Origin of the sequence: Streptomyces sp. NPDC050759 (assembly GCF_044456945.1) — a bacterium.
GTDB lineage: Bacteria > Actinomycetota > Actinomycetes > Streptomycetales > Streptomycetaceae > Streptomyces.
Window position 1 is genome coordinate 759,749 of the sequence record NZ_JBITGI010000002.1, and the last position, 20,987, is coordinate 780,735.

A 20,987-nucleotide genomic window follows, 5' to 3' on the forward strand; every position below is an offset into this window, starting at 1 on the left:
GCATTCAACACTCCTAGCATTCTCAGGTGGATTCATTCATCAATCTCAGATGTATGGCCGCCGCCCTGCTGCTGGCCCTTGGCCTCGCGGCGCCGGCGGCCCCCGCCTCGGCCGACCCCAGGCAGACGGTGCCGGAGGTATGGCCGAACCCTCAGAAGATCACCGTCGGACACGGCCGACTCCCCGTTCCCGACCGGGTCGTCGAGGTCGTCGGCCCCGGTACCGATCCCTCGGCCCGAAGGGTCGTCGAGGCGGCTCTCAAGGCCGCCGGAGCCGACCGCGTCACGAAGGTCGACGCCGGCGACCGGCCGCCCCCGTCCGGACTGACCGTCTACCTCGGCGGCCCCGGAGAGAACAGCGCCACCGCCCGGACGCTGAAGAAACTCGACGCCGCCTCCCCGTCCGGTCTCCCCTCCGGCGGTTACGTCCTGGCCTCCGGCCGCAGCCACGGCCAGGCCCTCCTCGCCCTCTCCGGTGTCGACACCACCGGCACCTTCTACGCCGCCCAGACCCTGCGCCAACTCCTGGACAACAAGCGCCAGTTGCCCGCTGTCAAGGTCCGCGACTGGCCCACCGCCGCCCTCCGCGGAGTCATCGAGGGCTTCTACGGCACACCCTGGACACACGCCGAGCGACTCGCCCAACTCGACTTCTACGGCCGGACGAAGCAGAACGTCTACGTCTACTCCCCCAAGGACGACGACTATCTGCGCGCCCGCTGGCGGGACGAGTACCCGGCCGCGGCGCTGGACCTGCTGAAGGAACTGGTCGACCGGGCCGACGCCGACCACGTCCGCTTCACCTACGCCCTCTCCCCCGGCCTGTCGGTCTGTTACTCGTCGGACGCCGACATCAAGGCGCTCACCGCCAAGTTCGACTCGCTGTACGCCATCGGCGTCCGCTCCTTCGCGATACCGCTGGACGACATCAGCTACACCAAGTGGAACTGTCCCGAGGACGAGCAGGAGTTCGGCACGGGCGGAGGTGCGGCGGGTGCCGCGCAGGCGCATCTGCTGAACACCGCGTGGCAGCGGTTCTCCGCCGACCACACCGGACTTCAGCCCCTGGAAATGGTCCCCACCGAGTACTCCGACCTCGCCGACTCCCCGTACAAGAAGGCCCTCAGGGAGCAGCTCGATCCGTCCGTGGTCGTCGAGTGGACCGGCGTCGGTGTCATCGCGCCCACCATCAGCACCGAGCAGCTGAAGCAGGCCCGCGAGGTCTACGGCCACCCGATCCTGGTCTGGGACAACTACCCGGTCAACGACTACGTCACCGGCCGTCTCCTCCTCGGCCCCTACACGGGCCGGGAACCGGGCGTGGCGAGCGTCGCCACCGGCGTGACCGCCAACCCGATGGTCCAGGGCGAGGCGAGCCGGATCTCCCTGTTCACCTCGGCCGCCTATCTGTGGAACCCGACCGCCTACGACCCGCGCAAGGCGTTCGCCGCCTCGGTCCAGGACCTGGCGGGACCGCAGGCCGCCAAGTGGCTGCGGATCTTCGCCGAGAACAACTACTCCTCCCAGCTCGACCCGACCGAGTCTCCGACCCTCACCCGGCTGATCGCCGCCTTCCGCAGGGCCTACGAGCAGGACAGCGGACTCGGCCGAGCGGCAACCCGGCTGAAGGCCTACTTCTCCGACATGGCCGCCACCCCCGCCCAGTTGCGCGCCCGGCTCGACAACCCCGGGTTCCTCGACGAGACCTCCGCCTGGCTCGACAAGCTCGGCCGCTACGGCGGCGCGGGCGGGACGGCCGTGGATCTGCTGCTGGCCCACAAGCGCGGTGACGCGGAGGCGGTCTCCGCCTACTGGAAGCAACTCCAGCAAGAGCGCAAGGAGTTGGATGCCATTCCGCAGCAGGTCTCGCCGGGTGTGATGGACCAGTTCCTCTACACCACGATGCTGGACAACGCCCCCGATCCCGGCGTGGACGCCGCCTTCTCGCCCAGCTCCCTGTCGGTCCGGCCCGGAGCCTCCGCCACCGTCACCCTCGACTTCTCCGACGCGCAGGCCAGGACCGTGAGCTGGAAGCTCGACGTGCCCGACGGCGTCACCGCCTCGCCCTCCGAGGGCACGGCCACGACCCCGGACGCCAAGGTCACCGTCACTCTCACCGGGAAGACGGAGGGCGTCCACTCCGTCGTCGTGTCGGGCACCGGCATCCTGGACCGGGCGCTCCCGGTACGGGTCACCGACGGCACCGGCACTCCCCGTGCCCTGACGGCGAACTTCAGTGGCGCGTCGGTGAGTTCGATCAACCTCGCCTCCGGCACGACAACGAACATCGCCGTCGGCGACAACCCCGGCGAGGTCGTCGTGAGCGCGGACGGGCGTACCGCGTACGCCGCCAACCAGGGCTCCGACACGGTCAGCGTGATCGACGTGTCGAGCGGCGCGGTCACCGCCACGGTCGCCGTCGGCAAGGTCCCCGCCGGACTCGCGCTCACCCCGGACGACGGCACACTCTGGGTCGCCAACTACACGGACGGCACGGTGCAGTCGATCGACACGGGCACACTGAGGACCGGCACGCCGGTCCCGGTCGGCGACGGCCCCGAGAACATGGCGATCACGCCCGACGGCAGAACCCTGTACGTGGCCGACATCCACGACAACACGGTCAGCCCCGTCGACCTCACCACCGGCAAAGCGGGCGCGGCGATCCCGGTCGGCCCCAGCCCCTTCAACGTGGTGGCGGCCCCCGACGGCAGGACGGTCTACGTCTCCAACTCCGGCGGCTCGACGGTCACCCCGATCGACACGGCGACGAACGAGACCGAACCGACCTTCCTGGTCTCCGGCCAGGCGTACGGCCTGGGCCTGTCACCGGACGGCCGGACCCTGTGGGTCAGTCCCAGCAACGGGGACACGATCACCCCGATCGACACGGTGACCGGCGCCCCGGGCAAGCAGGTGACCGTCGGAAAGTCGGCGTTCGACGTGGCCCTGAACTGGAACGGCAGCACGGCGTACGTGACGACGGCCGACGAAAACGCCTTGGTCCCGATCGACGTCACCTCGGGGACAGCAGGGTCCCCCTTCGGCACCGGCGCCTATCCACTGGCGGTGGCATTGACTCCCTGAAGGGGCGCGGGGCTGAGTCGAATCTGCGGCTACCGCCGCGCGGGCGCGACCAGCCCCCACCGGCCCGCAGCTTCCCCGCAAACCGCCGCCCAAGCACTAACTCGCCGTACGCCGAACCCGCCCCGCATACCGCTTCTCAAGCTCCAGGTTGCCCTCGAACCCACCGGGCACGTTGGCCGAGACATACACCGGCGGCCGCTCACCGGAGGCAAGCAGCAACCCAGAAGCCTCCGCAACAGCCATCTGCACCAGCATCACACCGGTCAGCGTGGACAGCGCCCCCACCGCCCCGCCCCCCGGCAACGCCAGCAACGCGTCCCCGACCGGCGCCGCGTTGTCCAGCACCACATCCGCCAGGTCCACGAGCTTCTTCCCGCTCGCGTGCCCGGCCGGCACGGCCGCCGTGTGGGTGAGGGAGGTGATCGCGAGGATCTTGTGCCCCTGCTGCCTGGCATGCAGGGCCATCTCCACGATGACGCTGTTGACGCCGGAGTTGGAGATGATGACGAACAGGTCCCGGGGGTGCGGCGCGGCCAGGTCGTAGAGGCGGACGGCCACCCCCGGCTGCCGCTCAAGGAGCGGATCGTCGAGGACGCTCGGGTCGTCACCGCCGTAGAGGACGAGGTCGGAGATCTGCAGCCGGTTCGTGGGCACGAGCCCGCCCGCGCGGCCCGCGATCTCCAGGACCATCGCCTGGGAGTGACCGGTGCCGAAGGCGTGGATCACACCGTCGGCGCGGATGCAGTCGGCGATCAGCTCGGCGGCTCGGCGCACGTCCTCGCGGGCGGACTCGCTGACGTGACGGAGGACGTCCAGACTCTGTTCGGCGAAGCCCTGGGCGCTGACTGACTCGACGGACACGCGACACTCCCCACTGATGGATTGAACCACCATACAATCACCCATCGGTGAATCAATAAACCGCAACGCGGTCCTGGTATTCAATCAATGGTCCCAAGGGTGGCTGATACCTTCTTTCCATGCCTCCGACCGACGTCACCACCCTGATCCGCACCGAGCTGCCCCGGCTGGCCGGTTCGCTGCGGAAGGTCGGCGAGCTGATCCTGGAGGATCCGGCCGCCGTCACCCACTGCTCGGCCGCCGAACTGGGCCGCCGCACCGGGACCTCGCAGGCCACGGTGACCCGGTTCTGCCGCGCCATCGGACTCGACTCCTACCAGCATCTGCTGATCGAACTGGCCCAGGAGCGCGGCCGCGGCGAGGTCTCCGACTGGGGTTCGGCCGAGATCGGTCCCGACATCTCCCCGGACGACAGCCTGGAGCGGGTCGTCCAGGTGGTCGGCAGCTCGGATCTGCGCGCGATCCAGCAGACCATCGAGCGTATCGACCTCGACGCCCTGGAGCGCGCCGCCCAGGCCCTGGCCAAGGCCCGCCGCATCGACGTGTACGGCGTCGGCGGCAGCGGCGCGGTCGCCCAGGAGACCGAGACCCGGCTGTTCCGCATCGGCTGCCAGGTCCGCGGCTGGACCGAGGTGCACGGCGCGGCCACCTCCGCGGCCCTGCTCACCCCCGCCGACGTGGCCATCGGCATCTCCCACTCCGGTGCCACGCGCGAGACCCTCGAGCCCTTCGAGATGGCCAAGGAGCGGGGCGCGACCACCATCGCCATCACCACCGACCCGCGCTCCCCGCTGGCCAAGGCCGCCGACATCCGGCTCATCTCCGCGACCTCGGAGACCAGTTTCCGCACCGGCAGCATCGGCGGCCGGCACTCCGTCCTGATGATCATCGACTGCCTCTACGTCCGCGTCGGCCAGGTCGGCTACCAGCGGGCCAGCGCCTCCCTCGCGCTCACCGAGCACATCAGCCCGCAGCACGCGGTGAAGGCTCGCCGTACGCGTTGACCGTGGCGGATCTTGCATGGATGAACCACCGAGATAACTCAAAGATGGTTGTTTGAATCATCCCCTCAGTGCCAGGATGGGGCTCCCCCGAGTCATCTCGTAGGAGCCCCATGCGTGTCACGGCTGTTGAGTCGACCGAGTTGTTCGTCGGTACACCCGAGCGGCCGCTCCAGGTGGTGGCCGCCGACATCGAGCACCTTCCGGGTCGCTCGATCCAGGTCACCGTCGTGGGACGCGGCGTCGGAGAGACGGTCGTCACCGTCGGCGAGAACGGCACCGTGCGCGCCGAGATACCCGTGACCGGCGACGGCGGGCCCATCACGGTCACGGCGACCGACGGCGACGAGAGCGCGCAGGGCACCGGGGAGTTCACGGTCGCCGAGCCCGGCTGGACCATGTTCATGGTCAGCCACTTCCACTACGACCCCGTCTGGTGGAACACCCAGGGCGCCTACACCGAGACCTGGGACGTCGTCGACGACCCCGCCGCCACCGGACTGCCCGCCCGCCCCTTCGGCTACCGCGGCGACTCCGGGATGAGCCTGGTGCGGGCGCACAGCGATCTGGCCCGGCGCGACCCGGCGTACACCTTCGTGCTCGCCGAGGTCGACTACCTCAAGCCCTACTGGGGCGCCTTCCCTGAGGAGCGCGCCTTCCTGCGCGAACTGATCCGCACCGGGCGCGTCGAGGTCATGGGCGGCACCTACAACGAGCCGAACACCAACCTCACCGGCGCCGAGGCGACCGTACGCAACGCGCTGTACGGCGACGGGTTCCAGCGCGGGATCATGGGGGCGTCCCCGCAGACCGCCTGGCAGTTGGACGCGTTCGGGCACGATCCGCAGTTCCCGGGGCTGATGGCGGACGCGGGGGTGACCTCCAGTTCGTGGGCGCGCGGGCCGCACCACCAGTGGGGGCCGACGATGTCCGTGTTCGGGGAGGAGCCGCGCGATCCCGGGCGGATGCAGTTCCCGGCCGAGTTCGAGTGGATCGCCCCCTCGGGGCGCGGGCTGCTGACCGCGTACATGGTCAACCACTACGCCGCCGGCTGGGCGATCGACAGCGCGCCCGCCCTGCCCGAGGCGGAGGCCGCCGCCCTCAAGCTGTTCAAGGGGCTCAAGAAGGTCGCCCTCACCCGCAATGTGCTGCTCCCGGTCGGCGGGGACTACGCGCCGCCGTGCCGCTGGGTGATGGACATCCACCGGGACTGGAACGCCCGGTACGTCTGGCCGCGGTTCGTCAGTGCCGTCCCCCGGGACTTCTTCGCCGCCGTGCGCGCGGAGCTGGACGCCGAGGGCCGCAGGGCCTCGCCGCAGACCCGGGACATGAACCCGATCTACACCGGCAAGGACGTCTCCTACATCGACACCAAGCAGGCCCAGCGGTACGGCGAGACGCTCCTCGCCGACGCGGAGGCCTGGGCGACCCTCGCCTCCCTCGTCACCGGGCACGCCTATCCGGACGCGGCCCTCGACAAGGCCTGGCGGCAACTCGTCTACGGCGCCCACCACGACGCCATCACCGGCTCCGAGTCGGACCAGGTGTACATCGATCTCCTCACCGGCTGGCGGGAGTTGGCCGAGCTCGCCGAGACCGTGCACGCGGACGCCACCAGGGCGCTGGCCGACCGGGTCGAGCCGGGCACCGGCCCGGACCTGGTGGTCTTCAACCCGGCGACCTGGGAACGCCAGGACGTGCTGACCGTCGACGACCCGGGTCTGGTGCCCGTCGGCGACGACTTCCAGCCGCTGCCGGCCGTGCGCGAGCAGGACGGCACCCTGCGGGTCGTCGTCCCGCAGGTGCCCGGCATGGGCCTCAAGACCCTGCCCCTGGCGGCCGGTTCCCTCCCCGGATGGACCTCCGGCGAGGGGACGACCATCCGCAACGAGTTCTACGAGGTGACGGTCGACGCGGCGCGCGGCGGTGCCGTGAGCAGTCTGCGGGCGCTGGCCGAGGGCGGCCGGGAGCTCCTGCCCGCCGGGGAGATCGGCAACGAGCTCGTCGTCCAGGAGGAGTTCCCGAGGCACCCGCGCTTCGGCGAGGGCCCCTGGCACCTCACCCCGACCGGCACGACCACCGCGCGCGGCCGTGACGTGACCGCCGACATCGAGGTCGATCACTCCCCGGCCGGATCCCGGATCACCGTCCGCGCCGACCTCGGCCTCTTCACGTACACCCAGCGGCTGACCCTCTGGGCGGGCGTCGACCGGCTCGACGTCTCCACGACGATCGACGGCTACGACGGCGCCGACCGTCTGATCCGGGTCCGCTGGCCGTCCGACGTGCGGGGCGGACTGCCCGTGCACGAGGTCGCCGACGCGGTGATCGGGCGCGGCTTCGGCTTCGTGGAGGTGGACAGCGAGCAGTTCCCGTGGACGCTGGACAACCCGGCCAACACCTGGTTCGCCCTGGGGTCCACGGCCCGGGTGCTCCTGCACGACGACTCCGGCGCGCCGCTCGGCAGTCGGGCCATCGGTGTCGCGGAGCTGGTGTACGCCGACTGGGAGGAGGCCGGTGAGCTGGGCACCCCGCTCGCGGCGGCCCTCGTCCGCGCGGGTGTCACCGCCACCTCGACCATCGCGGGCGGCCCCCGCTACGGAGACCTGGAGGTGGACTCCAACCTCCCCGACATCCGGATCGCCGTCGGCGGCCCGGAGCGCAACTCCCTGGTCGCCGAGGCGCTCGCCATGGACCCGGCCGCCGGCCGCGAGCTGCGCCGCCAGGTCGCCGAGCGGGGCGTGGCGGCCGTGTGGGTCGCCCCGCGCGCCTCGCTGCGCGAGGAGTGGGTGCCGGGCGCGGACCTGCGCGACCTGGAACGCCTGCCACTGCTCGTCATCGCGGGCGCGGACCCTTCGGGTGACGCGAAAGCGGTCGGCGCGCTGGTCGCCGACCTGGAGGACTTCACCGTCACGGCCACGGCGCCGGGCGGCGGCGAGGCCCTGCCGCCGGGCGACGCCTGGGACGGGCGCGGCTTCGCCGTCCTGAACCGCGGCACACCGGGCTGTGTGGTCACCTCCTCCGGCGACCTCTACATGTCCCTCATGCGCTCCTGCACCGGCTGGCCCTCCGGCATCTGGATCGACCCGCCCCGCCGCACCACCCCCGACGGGTCGGGCTTCCAGCTCCAGCGCTGGTCGCACACCTTCGAGTACGCGGTCGTGGCGGGCGAGGGTGACTGGCGGGACCTCCGACTCCCCGCCCGCGGCCATGAGTTCAACCATCCGCTCACGGCACGGGTGCGCGGTGCGGGCACGTCCCCGCTCCTGCCCAGGAAGACCTCCCTGCTGGCGGTCGAGCCCGCCGGCGAGGTACTCCTCGACGCCCTCAAGCCGCTGGGCTCCCCGCTGGCCCGGGGCGGCACCACGCCGGCGGACCCGGGGCGCGGGGTCGTCGTCCGCGTGCACGAGGTGAACGGACGGCCGGTGCGGGCCCGGGTGCGCGGGCCGGTCGCCTGGACGGAGGGCGCCCGGGCGGACGTACTGGAACGGCCCGGGGAGTCGCTGATCCCGGACGGCGAGGGGGCTCTGGAGGCGGAGCTGACCGGCTTCGAGGTGGCCACCGTCCTGGCGACGCCCCCACTGGCTCCCGAGCCGACGGCCGACCCCGGTGTCGCCGCCCACGAGCCCGCCCAGCCCGTCCACACCCGCTACTGGCTGCACAACTCCGGGCCCGCCCCACGCGGCAACATGCCCGTCTCCGTCTACCTCTCCCCCACGGCTCTGACCGCCTCCGGCCCCGTCACGGCGACGGTCCGGGTGAGCTCGGAACTCACCGACACCTCGACGAACGGCACGGTGGTCTTCGAGGTACCGCCCGGCTGGTCCGCGGAGCCCGCCGAACTGCCGTACACGCTCGGCCCCGGCGGCTTCTCGCTGGCCGAGGTGACGGTGACACCACCAACGGACGCCGAACCCGGCCGCCACTGGCTCACGGCCCGGCTGTCGTACGGCGGTCAGCACTACGAGGACGTCGTCGGCCTCGACGTGCCCGGCGGTCCGCCCGCCGGCCAGGGGCTGACGTGCGAGTTGAACGCCGACCGGGTCACCGTGCGCAGGGGTGAGCGGGCTCAGGTTCCGGTGAGCCTGCACAACACCACACGGGGCCCGGTCGGCGGCCAGCTGTGGGCGGTGTCGTCGTGGGGCACGTGGCGGGGCGTGGGCCCCGGCCTGCGGGGCTTCACGGTGCCGGGCGGCGAGCAGGTGGAGTACGCGATCGAGGTGAACGGTTCGGCGATCCCCCTGGGCTCGTACTGGCTGCTGGCGAAGGCGGCGTGGAACGGCCACGTGGCCTACACGAGGGCGATAGCCCTGGAGGTGACCCCGTGACACCGGAACACGCGGCACTGATAGACGGTGAACCACTACCAAGAGAACGGGTCGACTCGTTCCTGGAAGCGCCCCTAAGGGGCGCGGGGAACGGCGCGACCAGCCACGACGCACCCGCACCCGCCCGCCGACGAACAGAGGCACCCTCTGCCGCGAGACAACGCCGCCGCTGGGCCACTCAAGTCGTGGTCACGGACGAACTCGCCCGCCGAGCCTGTGCAGACCGGGGTCTGAAACCACCCCCCGAGGTGTCACCGGCCCACATGCTCACGATCGCCGAGACAGACGTCGCAGACATGGGCAGCATCGTCGCCGCAGCCCTCGCCCACTCCCCCGCCACCCGCACCCTCCTCGCCGCCCTGGAGTCCGAACAGACGGTCCCGGAAACCTCCGTACGGGACTACTACGACCGCAACCGGGACCGCTTCCTCACCCCGGACGCCCTCAGACGCGGCGTCGATCCCTTCGACGAGCCCGCGGCCGGCGACACGCTGCCGTACGACGAGGTCCGCGAAGGCATCGCACACGAGCTCCGCAAAGCAGCGGGCCGCAAGGCCTTCTTCGGTTGGCTGGACCAGGCACGCGCAGGTGTGACCTACGCCCACGGGCACGAACACCCCGGCGATCCCTCGCACCCGGACCACGAACACCGCCACTGATCTCGCACGGAACCTAAACGCAACACGGGAAACCATTGACCTCCGATGAATTCTGGTCCACCTTTTCATCAATCGGAGTCGGAGTTGGTTCATTGAACCAGCCGTGGAGGGGCATCACATGCGTGCAAAGAGACTGACCCGCACCCTGACCTGTTTCGCCGTCCTGTCGCTGACGGCCGCCGGCTGCGGCCTGTCCGGCGGAGGATCCGACAGCGGTGACGCCACCGCCGGCGGCTGCAAGGTCGACAAGGGAAACGTCGGGTCGGGCAAGCTCACCGGCGAGGTCAAGGGCGACATCACCTTCCAGACCACCAACCTGAAGAAGGACTTCGGGAACTTCTTCAACGGAGTGATCAAGGACTTCGAGACGGCCCACCCGGGCACCAAGGTCAAGTGGATCGACGACCCGGGCGACTCGACGTTCGGCCAGCGCACGGTCGCCGACGCCCAGGCCTGCACCCTGCCGGACGTCCTCAACGTCGACTCCCCCACCGCGACCTCCCTCACCAAGGCCGGTTACCTGCTGAACGTGGGGGTCAAGGACCCCGACGCCGCGAAGCCCTTCGTCCCGGCCTTCTGGAAGTCCAGCGTCATGAAGGACCCCTCCGGCGCGTCGGTCCACACGGTCCTGCCCTGGTACACCGGCGGCATCGTCCTGACGTACAACACCGATCTGCTGAAGCAGGCCGGTGTCGACCCGGCGAAGCCGCCGACCACGATCTTCGGGCTGTTCGCCGACTACGAGAAGGTCGCCAAGGCGGCCAAGGGCAAGTTCTACGCGACGATGGCCAACCCGGTGTGGCGGATCCCGGCCGACTGGGACCAGATGAACATCAAGACGCTCTCCGCCGACGGCAAGTCCGCCGTCTTCGCGGACGACCCGCGCACGGTCCAGTGGGTCGAGTGGATGACCAAGCTGTACAAGGAGGGCGCGATGCCGAAGGACTCGCTGTCCTCCAGCAACGACCCCTCGACCCTCTACAGCCAGGGCAAGGTCGCCTACGGCTCGACCAACCCGAGCTTCGTGCGCTTCGTGCAGCAGAACAGCCCCTCGGTCTACGACAAGACCGCGGTCGGCCAGCAGCCCTTCGACGCGCTCGGCCACACCACCGGCGCCCCGCAGTACATCGCGACCGCGGCGACCAGCAAGAACGCTCCCACGGCGCTGGCGTTCTCCGAGTTCCTCACCAACGCCGAGAACCAGACGGCCTGGTGCAAGGACCCGAAGGTGGTGATCTTCCCGACGACCTCGGCCTCGCTGGACGACCCGTTCTTCCAGAAGGTCACCGGTGACGACCCGTTCGCGCAGGCCCGCAAGCTGGTCGCCGAGCAGCTGAAGACAGCCACCGCCTACCAGACCAACATCTCCTCGGCCATGCAGAACGCCATCGTCGCCCAGGTGCAGCTGGCCATGCAGGGCAAGAAGAGCGCGGCGGACGCCGTGAAGGACGCCCAGGCGAAGGCCAATGAGATGCTGAAGCAGAGCAGCTGATGGCGGCGACGCACACCACGAACCCGGTGTCCGTGCCCGGTGCGGAGGCGAAGGTCTCCGCACCGGGCCCGGCCCCGTCCCGCGCCCGCCGACTCGCCAGGGCCGTCCTGCCGGGACCCGCTCCCGGCGCCAACGGGGCGGCCATGTACCGCCGTTGGTGGTTGCCGTGGCTGTGGACCGCGCCCGCGATCGCCTGTGCGGTGATCTTCGGCGTGTTCCCGTTCCTCAACACCATGCTGCTGTCGTTCACCAACGCCAAGCCGCTGGGCGGCGCGTACAGGTTCGTCGGGCTCGACAACTACACGCGGATGCTGGACGACTCGGACTTCTGGCTGGCGACCCGCAACAGCATCCTGTACGCACTGATCGTCGTACCGCTGATGGTGCTGCTGCCGCTGCTGCTCGCCGTGCTGGTGGAGAAGAACCTGCCGGGCATCGGCTTCTTCCGGTCCGCCTTCTACACCCCGGTACTGGCCTCCAGCGTGGTCGTCGGACTGAGCTGGCAGTGGCTGCTGGCCGACGACGGGCTGGTCAACACCTGGCTGCAGAAAGCCCACTTGATCAGGTCGGCCATCCCATTCCTGTCGGACTCCTGGCTGATCCTGCTGTCCGCGATGGGCCTGACCCTGTGGAAGGGCCTCGGCTGGTACATGGTCTTCTACCTGGCCGCCCTCGGGAACGTCCCCAAGGAGCTCCACGAGGCCGCCGCCATGGACGGCGCCGGAGCGGCCCGCCGCTTCTGGCACATCACCGTGCCCGGCGTACGGCAGGCCATGATGCTCGTCGGCACCCTCACCGGCATCGGATCGCTCAGGGTCTTCACCGAGATCTACATGCTCGGCAGCGCCACCGGCGGCCCCGGCGGTGCCGACCGCACCCTGCCGTTCTACATCCGGGACGTCGGCCTGGACCCGATCACCGGCAACGCGGGATACGGCTCGGCCGTCAGCGTGGCCCTGTTCCTGCTGACGCTGGGACTGACCCTGCTGGCGCAGCGCCTGACGAAGGAGGACGAGGCATGACGACCGCTGTCGCACCCAAGCGCCGCCGCCTGATGCCGCGTTGGCGGGACTACGGCCGCCCCCGCGAACTCGTCGTCCGCTATCTGCTGCTCCTCCTGGTCCTCGGCCTCACCGTCGGCCCGCTGCTCTGGCAGCTCCTCGCCTCCCTGAAGAGCACCGGCGAGGACGTCTTCGGCGCCAACGCCACCCTGCTGCCCCACCACCCGACCCTGCGGGCCTACAAGACCATCTTCGACCAGGTGCCGGTGGGCACGTACATCAGGAACAGCCTGATCGTGGTCGCCCTGTCGGTCACCAGCCAGCTGGTCTTCTCCACCACCGCCGGCTACATGCTCTCCAAGCCCGGCTGGAAGGGCCGCAAGGCGGTCTGGGTGGTCCTGATCGCCTCGATGATGTTCCCCTTCGAGTCGATCATGGTGTCGCTGTTCCTGAGCATCCGGGACATGGGCCTGGTCGACCACCTGGCCGGCGTGTGGCTGCCCGGGTTCGTCGGCGCCATCAACGTCCTCCTCATGCGCGGCGCGTTCCTCGCGGTCCCGCGCGAGATCGAGGACTCGGCCATGCTCGACGGCGCGAACGAATGGCAGCGCTTCCGGCACCTGTATCTGCCGTCCGCGTGGGGCGCGATCCTGGTGGTCGTCATCAACACCTTCATCAGCGCCTGGGACGACTTCCTGTGGCCGCTGATCGTGCTGCGCTCCGAGAGCAACATGACGCTGACACTGGGACTTTCCCGCCTGCAGAACTCGTCGTTCGGCTACGACCAGCGGATGGTCATGGCCGGCTCGGTGATCTCCGTGGTCCCGGTGCTGGTGCTGTTCGTGATCACCCAGCGGTGGTTCTACAAGGGTGTCTCATCAGGGGCCGTCAAGCTGTGACCCTGAGCGCCGAGCGCCTCCCCGGCTGATGCGGCGACCCGGATCTCGACCGTCCTGGAAGGGGCGAGCTGCTCGGGGTCCAGGGTCAGCGAGACCGTACGGCACTCACCCGGAGCCAGGCCCACACCCTCGAACGCGCACAGTTCGAGGGTGCGCGGCCAGGTGGGGGTGAGCAGGCGGCGCAGATAGACCTGGACCACCGAACGACCGTACCGCTGACCGGCGTTGGTGACATCGACCTCGACCGTGAGACCCGTGAGCCGTGGCGTGCCGTACGCGAAACGCGTGTACGACAGCCCGTGCCCGAAGGAGTACCGCGGCTGCGCGCTCTCGTCCACGTATCCGCCGTACTCGGTGTCCTTGTGGTTGTAGTAGACGGGGAGTTGGGCCGCCGAGCGCGGGACGGAGATGGGCAGTCGGCCCGTCGGCTCCGTGAGTCCGAGCAGTACTTCGGCGATCGCCTCGCCGCCCCACGGGCCCGGATAGCAGGCGGTGAGCACCGCGTTGGCGGTGTCGGGGACGAGGTGCGGGCGGCCCTGGACCAGGACGACCGCCGTAGGTGTGCCGGTCGCGACGACGGCGTCCAGGAGCGCGTACTGGGCCCTGCCGAGCCGCAGTCCGGCCAGGTCGACGCCCTCGCCGCAGGTCATCTCGGACACGGCTGTACGCGCGGCCCCGTTGGTGTCGAACTCGGTCCCGGGGGTACGGGCGCTGCTGCCGCCCAGCACCAGGACGGCCAGGTCGGACGCGGCGGCCTGGGCGATGGCCTCGGGGATCCCGGAGAGGCCGTCGCCGGTGAGGGCGCAGCCGGGGGCGTGGCGGATCTCCAGGCCGGGCGGGGCGAGGCGGCGCAGGGCGTCGAGGACGCTGCTGCCGGTGCCGGGGCGCTGCGGGGCGGTGTAGTCGCCCAACTGGTGTGCGGTGGTGGCGGCTTGAGGCCCGAGCACGGCGATCCGTGAGACCTTCGCGGCGATGGGCAGCACGCCGTCGTTGCGCAGGAGCGTGACGGCCCCCTGGGCGGCCTCCCTGCTGATCGCCGCACCGTCGGCCGGCGGGCGGGTCGTCACGTCCTGCTGGTCGAAGAGCCCCAGCCGGAACTTGAGCCGCAGCACGCGGGCGACGGCCGTGTCGAGGGTCTCCTCGCTCACCAGACCACGCTCGACGGCCTCCTCCAGATGGGTGAAGCCCTCGTCCCAAAGGCTCAGATCCACACCGGAGTCGAGAGCGAGAGCTCCCGCGGAGACCTTGTCCCCCGTGATCCGCGCCAGCCGGTCGACGGCCAGGCCGTCCGCCATGACGAGCCCGTCGAAGCCCCAGTCCTCGCGCAACAGCCCGGTGAGCAGGGCGCGGTTGCCGGAGCAGGGCATCCCGTCGACCTCGTTGTACGCGGCCATGACGGCGGCGGCGCCCGCGCGGACACCGGCCCGGGCGGCGGGGAGGTGGATCTCGTGGAGTTCGCGCAGGCCGAGTTCCGACTCGGCGGAGTTGCGGCCGCCGACGGTGGCACCCTGGCCGGCGAAGTGCTTGAGGACGACAGGAGCCTTGTCGTCGGCGAAGACGTCGTCGTCCGGGAAGCCCTGCATTCCCCGGACCAGCGCCTCCGTCAGCTGGGCCGCCAGGTACGGGTCCTCGCCGAAGCACTCCTCCGTACGGCCCCAGCGCGGGTCGCGGACGATGTCCAGCGCCGAGACGAGGGCCACGTGACCGCCGCGGGCACGGAGTTCGGCGGCGGCGTGCGCGGCGGCGCGCTCGTGGAGGTCGGGGTCCCAGGTGGCGCCGACCGCCAGGTTGACCGGGAGGACCGTGCCGTCGAGGGCCATCAGGCCGTGCGGGACCTCCTCGACGAAGAGCGCGGGGATGCCGAGCCGGCTGCGGCCCACGACATGCCGCTGCACCAGCTCGGCGAGAGCGGCTCCGTCCTGCGCGCCGGGTCCGCTCCCGTGATCCACGCCGGACCAGGCGTCGGCGCGCTGGAGGCCGTACAGGGCACCGAGTCCCTCGAAACGGTCGGTCTCGGCGTGCAGGGCCTCGGTGAGTTCGAAGCCGCCGTCCGAGGTGCGGCGGTAGGCGTCCCAGCCGTACATGCGCTGATTGAGCTGGCCGACCTTCTCGCGCAGGGTCATCCGGGACAGGAGGTCGCGGACGCGGGCGTCGATGGGTGCGGTCGGGTCGCGGTAGACGGCATCACTCATGACGGGTGCGCCAGCCGTGCGAGGGCGACCGCTCCGGCACAGCCGTCGGCCACCCAGTCGAGGCTCAGGCCGTGGGCGTGGAGCCGTTCGGCCAGCGGGGCCGTGAGCGGACCCCGGGGGCCGAGCAGGCCGCCCGTGGCGACGATCCGCTCGCCGGGGCGCGGCTCCAGCGCCCGTACGGTCTCCAGCAGGTGGTCCGCCGCCTCGCTCAGGATCGTCTCGGCCACTGCGTCCTGCTCGGCGGCCGCGTCGGCGACCAGCGGGGCGAAGCGGGCCAGCCGGATCGGCGGATCGGCCATGACGGCGGGCAGCAGATGGCGGCGGAAGTCCTCACGCCGGGCGCGTGACCAGCCGGGGACGCCGGTCAGGTGGGCTCCGGTACCGGGCGGGAGGGCGGTGCCGCCATGGTCGTAGGAAGGGATTGAGCCCTTGGGGAGGACGTCGACCGGCAGGCCCAGGGTGCGGCCGACCCAGCCGGCGAGGACGGTCGGACGGCCGCGGCCGTCGGCCATGCGCAGGGCCGCGCGGACCGCGCTGCGGCCGATCCAGAAGCCGCTGCCCTCGTCGCCGAGGAGCCAGCCGTCGCCGTCGACCGTGGTCATGGCGTGACGGTCGGTGATGCGTATGGCGACCGCGCCTGTGCCCGCTACCAGGGCGAGGCCGTCGGAGGGCGTGCCGGGCGCGGCGGCGAAGGCGGCCTCGATGTCGCTGCAGACGCCCACCCGGCCGGCCGGGATGCCGAGGCGGCCCAACGCCTCGGTGAGGGCCGCGCGGGCCCTGGAGGAGCCGGGGTCCTCCTCGGCGGCCGCCGTGGCGCCCGCGAAACCGCCGGTCACGGCCACGACCCGGGCGCGCGCACCCTCGGGCACCACCCGGGCCAGCGCCTCGGCGAGGTGGTCGGTGAGCTGCGGGACCGGCACGGTCATGGCGTTGCCCGGGCCGCCGGTGCTCTCGCCCAGCACGCGACCGTCGTCGGCGTCGGCGAGGACCGCGCGGGTGCGGGTGCCCCCGGCGTCGAGGCCGACGACCAAACTTTGGTTCAAATCATTACCCATCGACGACTATGGTGATTGATACATTCGCGCAGGACAAGAGCAGAACAAGAGCCGGACCGAGGTCGGACCGGGCCGAACCCGAGGAGGATCCCATTCCCACGCTCCGCTTCGGCGTCAACTACACGCCCCGCCACGGCTGGTTCCACGCCTGGCACGACTTCGATCCGGCCCGCACCCGCGAGGATCTGGACCAAATAGCGGGACTCGGCCTCGATCACGTCCGGGTCTTCCACCTCTGGCCGCTCCTGCAGCCCAACCGCACACTGATCCGCACCGCCGCCGTGGACCAGCTGGCGGAGTTGGTCGACCTGGCGGCCGAGGCGGGCCTCGACGTCCTGGTGGACGGCGTGCAGGGCCATCTGTCGAGCTTCGACTTCTACCCGGAGTGGACCCGCAGCTGGCACCACCGCAACGTCTTCACCGACCCCGAGGCGATCGACGCCCAGGCGGACCTGCTCCGCACCCTCGGCCGCGCCCTCGCCGGCCGCCCCAACCTCATCGGCCTCCAGCTGGGCAACGAGCTCAACAACCTGATCGAGCACAACCCGGCGACGGTGGCGGAGGTCGACCACTATCTGGACTCGCTGCTGGCGGCCGCCCGCGAGGGCCTCGGTCCGGACGGCGGCCTGGTCACGCACTCCGCGTACGACGCGGCCTGGTACGGCGACGACCACCCCTTCACCCCGGAGGCCTCGGCCCGCAAGGGAGACCTCACCACGGTCCACCCCTGGGTCTTCTCCGGCGGCTGCGCGAGCCTCTACGGCCCCCGCTCCCCCCAGGTCCTGCACCTCGCGGAATACGGCACGGAACTGGCCAAGGCCTACGCCGAGGACCCGGCCCGCCCGGTCTGGGTCCAGGAAACCGGCGCCCCGGAACCCCACATCCCGTCCGCCGACGCCCCGCACTTCGCCCGCGAGACGATCCTGAACGCGTCGGGTTGCGAGAACCTGTGGGGCGTGACCTGGTGGTGCTCCCACGACGTGGACCGCTCCCTGGCGGACTTCCCGGAGCTGGAGTACACGCTGGGGTTGTTCGACGCGGAGGGGCGCCCCAAGCCGATCGCGGAGGCCGTGGCGGCAACGGTGGCGGAACTTCGGGCCAAGCCGTTGATCGCGGAACCCCGGGCCACGGCTCTGGTCCTGGGCTGCACTCCGTCAACGCGCTCGATTTCCGGCCCAGGCGGGGTCTACTTCGACGAGTGGATGCGACTGCGCCAGCAGGGCGTCCGCCCAGCGGTGATCCTGGCGGCGCAGGCAGAGGACGCAAGCCACCTGGCGGCGAGGGGCATCAGGGAGCTCATACGAATCCCGTGAAGGTGAGGGCTTTTAGGGGCGCGGGGAACTGCGCGACCAGCCCCCACCGGCCCGCAGCTACCGCGCAGCGCTCAGCACTTCAGCCACGGCCCGCAAATTGACCTTCCCTCGCCCGTAAGAACAAACCGCCCCCTCCTCCGGCAGCCCCGTGGCGACCCGCACCGCCCCCGGCCGCCGGGCCACCAGCTCGTCCCGCATGCGGGCCTGCCACGGATGCAGGTCGGCATCGGACGTGGCCACCACCAGCGGCGCTTCCCCGGCCTTGGCCAGAATCACGTCGACGAGCGCGGCGGGATCGGCCGGCTCCCCGGCGACCGCCGTTCCCGTAGCCGTCGGATCAACGGCCAGCACCTCGGTGAGCAAATCCTCTCCACCCCAGTTCAGCGCGGGGTGCGGCGCCGGAAACAGGTCCACGACATGGGCCCCCCGCACACCCACCGGAGGTACCCGCAGGGCCCGCCGAGCCGCCTCCAGCCCCGCCCCTTCGTCCCATACGGCGATCTCGGCGGCCGGCGTCGCATACCGCTCGACCAGCCGCTGAACCCGCCCCGCGGCCTCCCGGACCCGTTCCTCGCCCAGCACCCCGTCCCGCAGCGCCTCGAGCACAGCGTCCCGGCACTCCAGAGTCACTGCCAGATCCGCGACGGCGACGATGACCTGGTCCGCTCCGGAGGCGAGGGCGATGCGCGCCCCCGCGGCCTCCCCGTACAGGTCCGCGATCGACTTCATCTCCAGCGCGTCGCTGACCAGCACTCCGTCGAAGTCGAGCTCGTGCCGCAGCAGATCCCCCAGGATGCGCCGGCTGAGCGTGGCCGGCCGGTGGGGATCCAGTGCCGGGAAGACGACATGCGCGCTCATCAGCATCGGCACGCCCGCGGCGATCGCGGCCCGGAAGGGGCCGAGGTCGAGTTCGTCGTACGGGCGCGGGTCGACGGCGAGTTCGTGGTGGCTGTCGGTGAGGGTGCCGCCGTGCCCGGGGAAGTGCTTGGCGCAGGAGGCGATGCCGCGTGCCTCGGTGGCCGCGATCCAGGCGCCCAGGTGCCGGGAGACCAGCTCGGGCTCGGTACCGAAGGCCCGGGTGCGCACGATCGGGTTGCCGGCCTGTCGCTGGATGTCGGCGACGGGGGCGTAGGAGGCGGTGATGCCCAGCGTGGCCAGATGCCCGGCGAGGGCGTCGGCGCAGCGGGCGGTGAGGTCCGGGTCGTCGACGACGCCGAGGGCGTAGGAGCCGGGGACCTCCGGGGCGCCCGCGGCGACCAGGTGCCCGATGCCGCCGCCCTCGTTGTCGATGGCGACCAGCAGGTCCGGCCTCAGCGCCCGCAGCGTGTCGGTGAGCCGGCGCACCTGTTCCGCGTCGCGCACGTTGCGGGTGAACAGGATGACTCCGCCGAGGCCGCGGTCGATGAGCCGCTTCAGGGTGTCGGGGACGGTTGTGGTGCCTTCGAACCCGGCGACGAGACAGCGGTGTGCGGCCTCGTCGAGGTCGACGGGCAGGGCGGTGCGGGCAGGCTGGCGCTCGGTGTGGGTCACTCCCGGAATCCTCTGGCTCGTCAAGCCGAAAGTCAACATACCAATGGTTCGGTCATTCATCGGCCCCGCGCGCCGGCCGTTGCTCAAGCCATGTCCCAGCCCAGCCCGTCCGCGGAGGCGACGAGGTGACCCGGGCCCGCCGGACCCGTGTCGTCCAGAGGGCCACCGTAGAGCGCCTGCTCCTGGAGATCGTTGCCGGTCCGGAAGGTCTCGCCGACGACCCGCGTCGACAACAGCGGGTTCACCCGGTCGTCGGCGGTCGCCAACCGGCCCACCGCGCCGTCCAGTTCGGCCGCCGCGGCACTCCAGTGGTCCCCGAGCCGCTCCGGTCCAAGGACCGCCGAGTCACCCGAGACCAGTCCGCCCGCCAGCTCGGCGAAGGCCGCCACCTCGGTGCTGTCGACCTTCGTGACCTTCTTCGCGGACCAGAAGTAGGACTGGTCGTTGCGCTCCATGTCGTAGAAGGCGATGAGGAACTCGTAGAACACCCCGTACTCACGGCGGTACCGCGCCTCGAACTCGGTGAAGCCGCGCTCCTCGGGCACACTGCCGTCGAGTGCCGAGTTGACCGCGCGGGCCGCCAACAGGGCGCCGTAGGTGGCCAGATGGACGCCGGACGACAGCACCGGGTCCACGAAGCAGGCGGCGTCTCCGACGAGCGCCATGCCAGGCGTCCAGAAGAACGCCTTCCAGTACGACCAGTCCTTGCGCACCCGCACCCGGTCGTACGGCGGCTCGGTCGCGGCCGGCACCCCGTCGAGCAGCTCGGCGACCTCCGGGCAGGCCCGGATCATGTCCTGCCAGGCGGAGCGCGGATCCCGCTGGACGGCGGCGGTGTGCTCGGGCGAGATCACGGCGCCGACGCTGGTCAGGTCGTCGCGCAGCGGGATGTACCAGAGCCAGCCGGCGTCGAACGCGGCACAGAAGATGTTGCCCCTGTTCGGCTCGGGGAGCCGGCGTCCGCCCGCGAAGTACCCGAAGACGGCGAGGTTGCGGAAGAAGTCCGAGTACACCCGCTGCCCGCCCACCCCGGAGTGCAACCGGCTGGTGTTGCCGGATGCGTCGATGACGTAACGGCCGTACACGGTATGGGCGTAGCCGTCACCGTCGGTGTACTCGACCCCGCGCACCCGCTCGTCGTCGGCGACGGCCCGGCGTACCGTGCTGCCCTCCCGCACCTCGGCGCCGGCGCGGGCGGCGTTGCGCAGCAGGATCTCGTCGAACCGGGAGCGCTCGACCTGGAAGGCGGTCGCCGTGGGTTCGGGCAGCCGGGGCGTCATGGAGAAGGAGAACTGCCACGGCTTCGGGTCGCGCCCCCAGCGCAGTGTGCCGCCGCGCTTGAGGGTGAACCCGGCCGCGGCGACCTCCTCGGCGACACCGAGGATGCCGCACAGGCCGTGCACGGTCGCCGGCAGCAGCGACTCGCCGATCTGGTACCTCGGGAAGGTCTCCCGCTCCAGCAGCAGCACCCGGTGCCCGCGCATCGCCACGGCGGCCGCGGCGGTCGAGCCGGCCGGCCCGCCACCGACGACGATCAGGTCGTACTCGGGGTCCATCGGGGAACTCCCCT

The 20,987-nt window shown here is 71.1% G+C and carries 13 protein-coding genes; 8 read left to right on the forward strand and 5 right to left on the reverse strand.

Translation table 11 applies throughout. The annotated features are described in order from the left end of the window. The first annotated feature begins 26 nt into the window (after positions 1–26). Positions 27–3,086: a beta-N-acetylglucosaminidase domain-containing protein gene (locus ACIBJB_RS09220; protein WP_398928130.1), complete on the forward strand. Its 3,060-nt coding sequence runs from the start codon at positions 27–29 to the stop codon at positions 3,084–3,086. Between the two features lie 96 nt (positions 3,087–3,182). On the opposite strand, the gene ACIBJB_RS09225 is transcribed toward ACIBJB_RS09220, so the two are convergent. Continuing rightward, positions 3,183–3,947 carry a sugar isomerase domain-containing protein gene (locus ACIBJB_RS09225; protein WP_398928132.1) on the reverse strand — a complete coding sequence of 255 codons (765 nt, stop codon included), beginning with the start codon at positions 3,945–3,947 and terminating at the stop codon, positions 3,183–3,185. A 119-nt stretch (positions 3,948–4,066) separates the two neighbouring features. On the opposite strand from ACIBJB_RS09225, the gene ACIBJB_RS09230 reads away from it, so the two are divergent. The 6 genes from ACIBJB_RS09230 (at position 4,067) to ACIBJB_RS09255 (ending at position 13,327) form a co-directional block, all read left to right on the forward strand. Further along, complete coding sequence (locus ACIBJB_RS09230; protein ID WP_398928134.1) at positions 4,067–4,951, forward strand: MurR/RpiR family transcriptional regulator; 885 nt, start codon at positions 4,067–4,069, stop codon at positions 4,949–4,951. A 110-nt stretch (positions 4,952–5,061) separates the two neighbouring features. After that, positions 5,062–9,276: an NEW3 domain-containing protein gene (locus tag ACIBJB_RS09235; RefSeq protein WP_398928136.1), complete on the forward strand. Its 4,215-nt coding sequence runs from the start codon at positions 5,062–5,064 to the stop codon at positions 9,274–9,276. Next, positions 9,273–9,935: a peptidyl-prolyl cis-trans isomerase gene (locus tag ACIBJB_RS09240; RefSeq protein WP_398928138.1), complete on the forward strand. Its 663-nt coding sequence runs from the start codon at positions 9,273–9,275 to the stop codon at positions 9,933–9,935. Before ACIBJB_RS09235 ends, ACIBJB_RS09240 begins: the two co-directional genes overlap by 4 nt. A gap of 118 nt (positions 9,936–10,053) precedes the next feature. Beyond that, on the forward strand, positions 10,054–11,427 hold the full coding sequence (locus tag ACIBJB_RS09245; RefSeq protein WP_398928140.1) for an extracellular solute-binding protein: 1,374 nt from the start codon (positions 10,054–10,056) through the stop codon (positions 11,425–11,427). After that, entirely contained in the window at positions 11,427–12,449 is a 1,023-nt protein-coding gene (locus tag ACIBJB_RS09250) for a carbohydrate ABC transporter permease (RefSeq protein WP_059207096.1), read from the forward strand. The genes ACIBJB_RS09245 and ACIBJB_RS09250 overlap by 1 nt, the downstream gene beginning before the upstream one ends. After that, on the forward strand, positions 12,446–13,327 hold the full coding sequence (locus ACIBJB_RS09255) for a carbohydrate ABC transporter permease (protein WP_326662978.1): 882 nt from the start codon (positions 12,446–12,448) through the stop codon (positions 13,325–13,327). Before ACIBJB_RS09250 ends, ACIBJB_RS09255 begins: the two co-directional genes overlap by 4 nt. Here the strand turns inward: ACIBJB_RS09255 and ACIBJB_RS09260 are convergent. Next, positions 13,291–15,519 carry a glycoside hydrolase family 3 N-terminal domain-containing protein gene (locus ACIBJB_RS09260; protein ID WP_398928143.1) on the reverse strand — a complete coding sequence of 743 codons (2,229 nt, stop codon included), beginning with the start codon at positions 15,517–15,519 and terminating at the stop codon, positions 13,291–13,293. The two genes, ACIBJB_RS09255 and ACIBJB_RS09260, sit on opposite strands and share 37 nt — an antisense overlap. Continuing rightward, positions 15,516–16,574, reverse strand: a complete 1,059-nt coding sequence (locus tag ACIBJB_RS09265) for an N-acetylglucosamine kinase (RefSeq protein WP_398928145.1) — start codon at positions 16,572–16,574, stop codon at positions 15,516–15,518. The genes ACIBJB_RS09260 and ACIBJB_RS09265 overlap by 4 nt, the downstream gene beginning before the upstream one ends. Before the next feature lie 8 nt (positions 16,575–16,582). Here ACIBJB_RS09265 and ACIBJB_RS09270 point away from each other — a divergent pair, with 8 nt between their 5' ends. Continuing rightward, on the forward strand, positions 16,583–17,887 hold the full coding sequence (locus tag ACIBJB_RS09270; protein ID WP_398928147.1) for a glycosyl hydrolase: 1,305 nt from the start codon (positions 16,583–16,585) through the stop codon (positions 17,885–17,887). A 57-nt stretch (positions 17,888–17,944) separates the two neighbouring features. On the opposite strand, the gene ACIBJB_RS09275 is transcribed toward ACIBJB_RS09270, so the two are convergent. After that, positions 17,945–19,417: a glycoside hydrolase family 3 N-terminal domain-containing protein gene (locus ACIBJB_RS09275; RefSeq protein ID WP_398928149.1), complete on the reverse strand. Its 1,473-nt coding sequence runs from the start codon at positions 19,415–19,417 to the stop codon at positions 17,945–17,947. Between the two features lie 83 nt (positions 19,418–19,500). Beyond that, positions 19,501–20,973, reverse strand: coding sequence for a tryptophan 7-halogenase (locus tag ACIBJB_RS09280; RefSeq protein WP_398928151.1), 1,473 nt, complete (start codon positions 20,971–20,973; stop codon positions 19,501–19,503). Positions 20,974–20,987 lie beyond the last annotated feature (14 nt).

What these genes read in the sequence shown, in the direction of transcription:
- ACIBJB_RS09255 (WP_326662978.1), top strand. Translation starts at nt 12,446, where the DNA reads ATGACGACCGCTGTCGCACCCAAGCGCCGCCGCCTGATGCCGCGTTGG.
- ACIBJB_RS09265 (WP_398928145.1), bottom strand. Translation starts at nt 16,574, where the DNA reads ATGGGTAATGATTTGAACCAAAGTTTGGTCGTCGGCCTCGACGCCGGG.
- ACIBJB_RS09250 (WP_059207096.1), top strand. Translation starts at nt 11,427, where the DNA reads ATGGCGGCGACGCACACCACGAACCCGGTGTCCGTGCCCGGTGCGGAG.
- ACIBJB_RS09230 (WP_398928134.1), top strand. Translation starts at nt 4,067, where the DNA reads ATGCCTCCGACCGACGTCACCACCCTGATCCGCACCGAGCTGCCCCGG.
- ACIBJB_RS09235 (WP_398928136.1), top strand. Translation starts at nt 5,062, where the DNA reads ATGCGTGTCACGGCTGTTGAGTCGACCGAGTTGTTCGTCGGTACACCC.
- ACIBJB_RS09260 (WP_398928143.1), bottom strand. Translation starts at nt 15,519, where the DNA reads ATGAGTGATGCCGTCTACCGCGACCCGACCGCACCCATCGACGCCCGC.
- ACIBJB_RS09280 (WP_398928151.1), bottom strand. Translation starts at nt 20,973, where the DNA reads ATGGACCCCGAGTACGACCTGATCGTCGTCGGTGGCGGGCCGGCCGGC.
- ACIBJB_RS09270 (WP_398928147.1), top strand. Translation starts at nt 16,583, where the DNA reads ATGGTGATTGATACATTCGCGCAGGACAAGAGCAGAACAAGAGCCGGA.
- ACIBJB_RS09245 (WP_398928140.1), top strand. Translation starts at nt 10,054, where the DNA reads ATGCGTGCAAAGAGACTGACCCGCACCCTGACCTGTTTCGCCGTCCTG.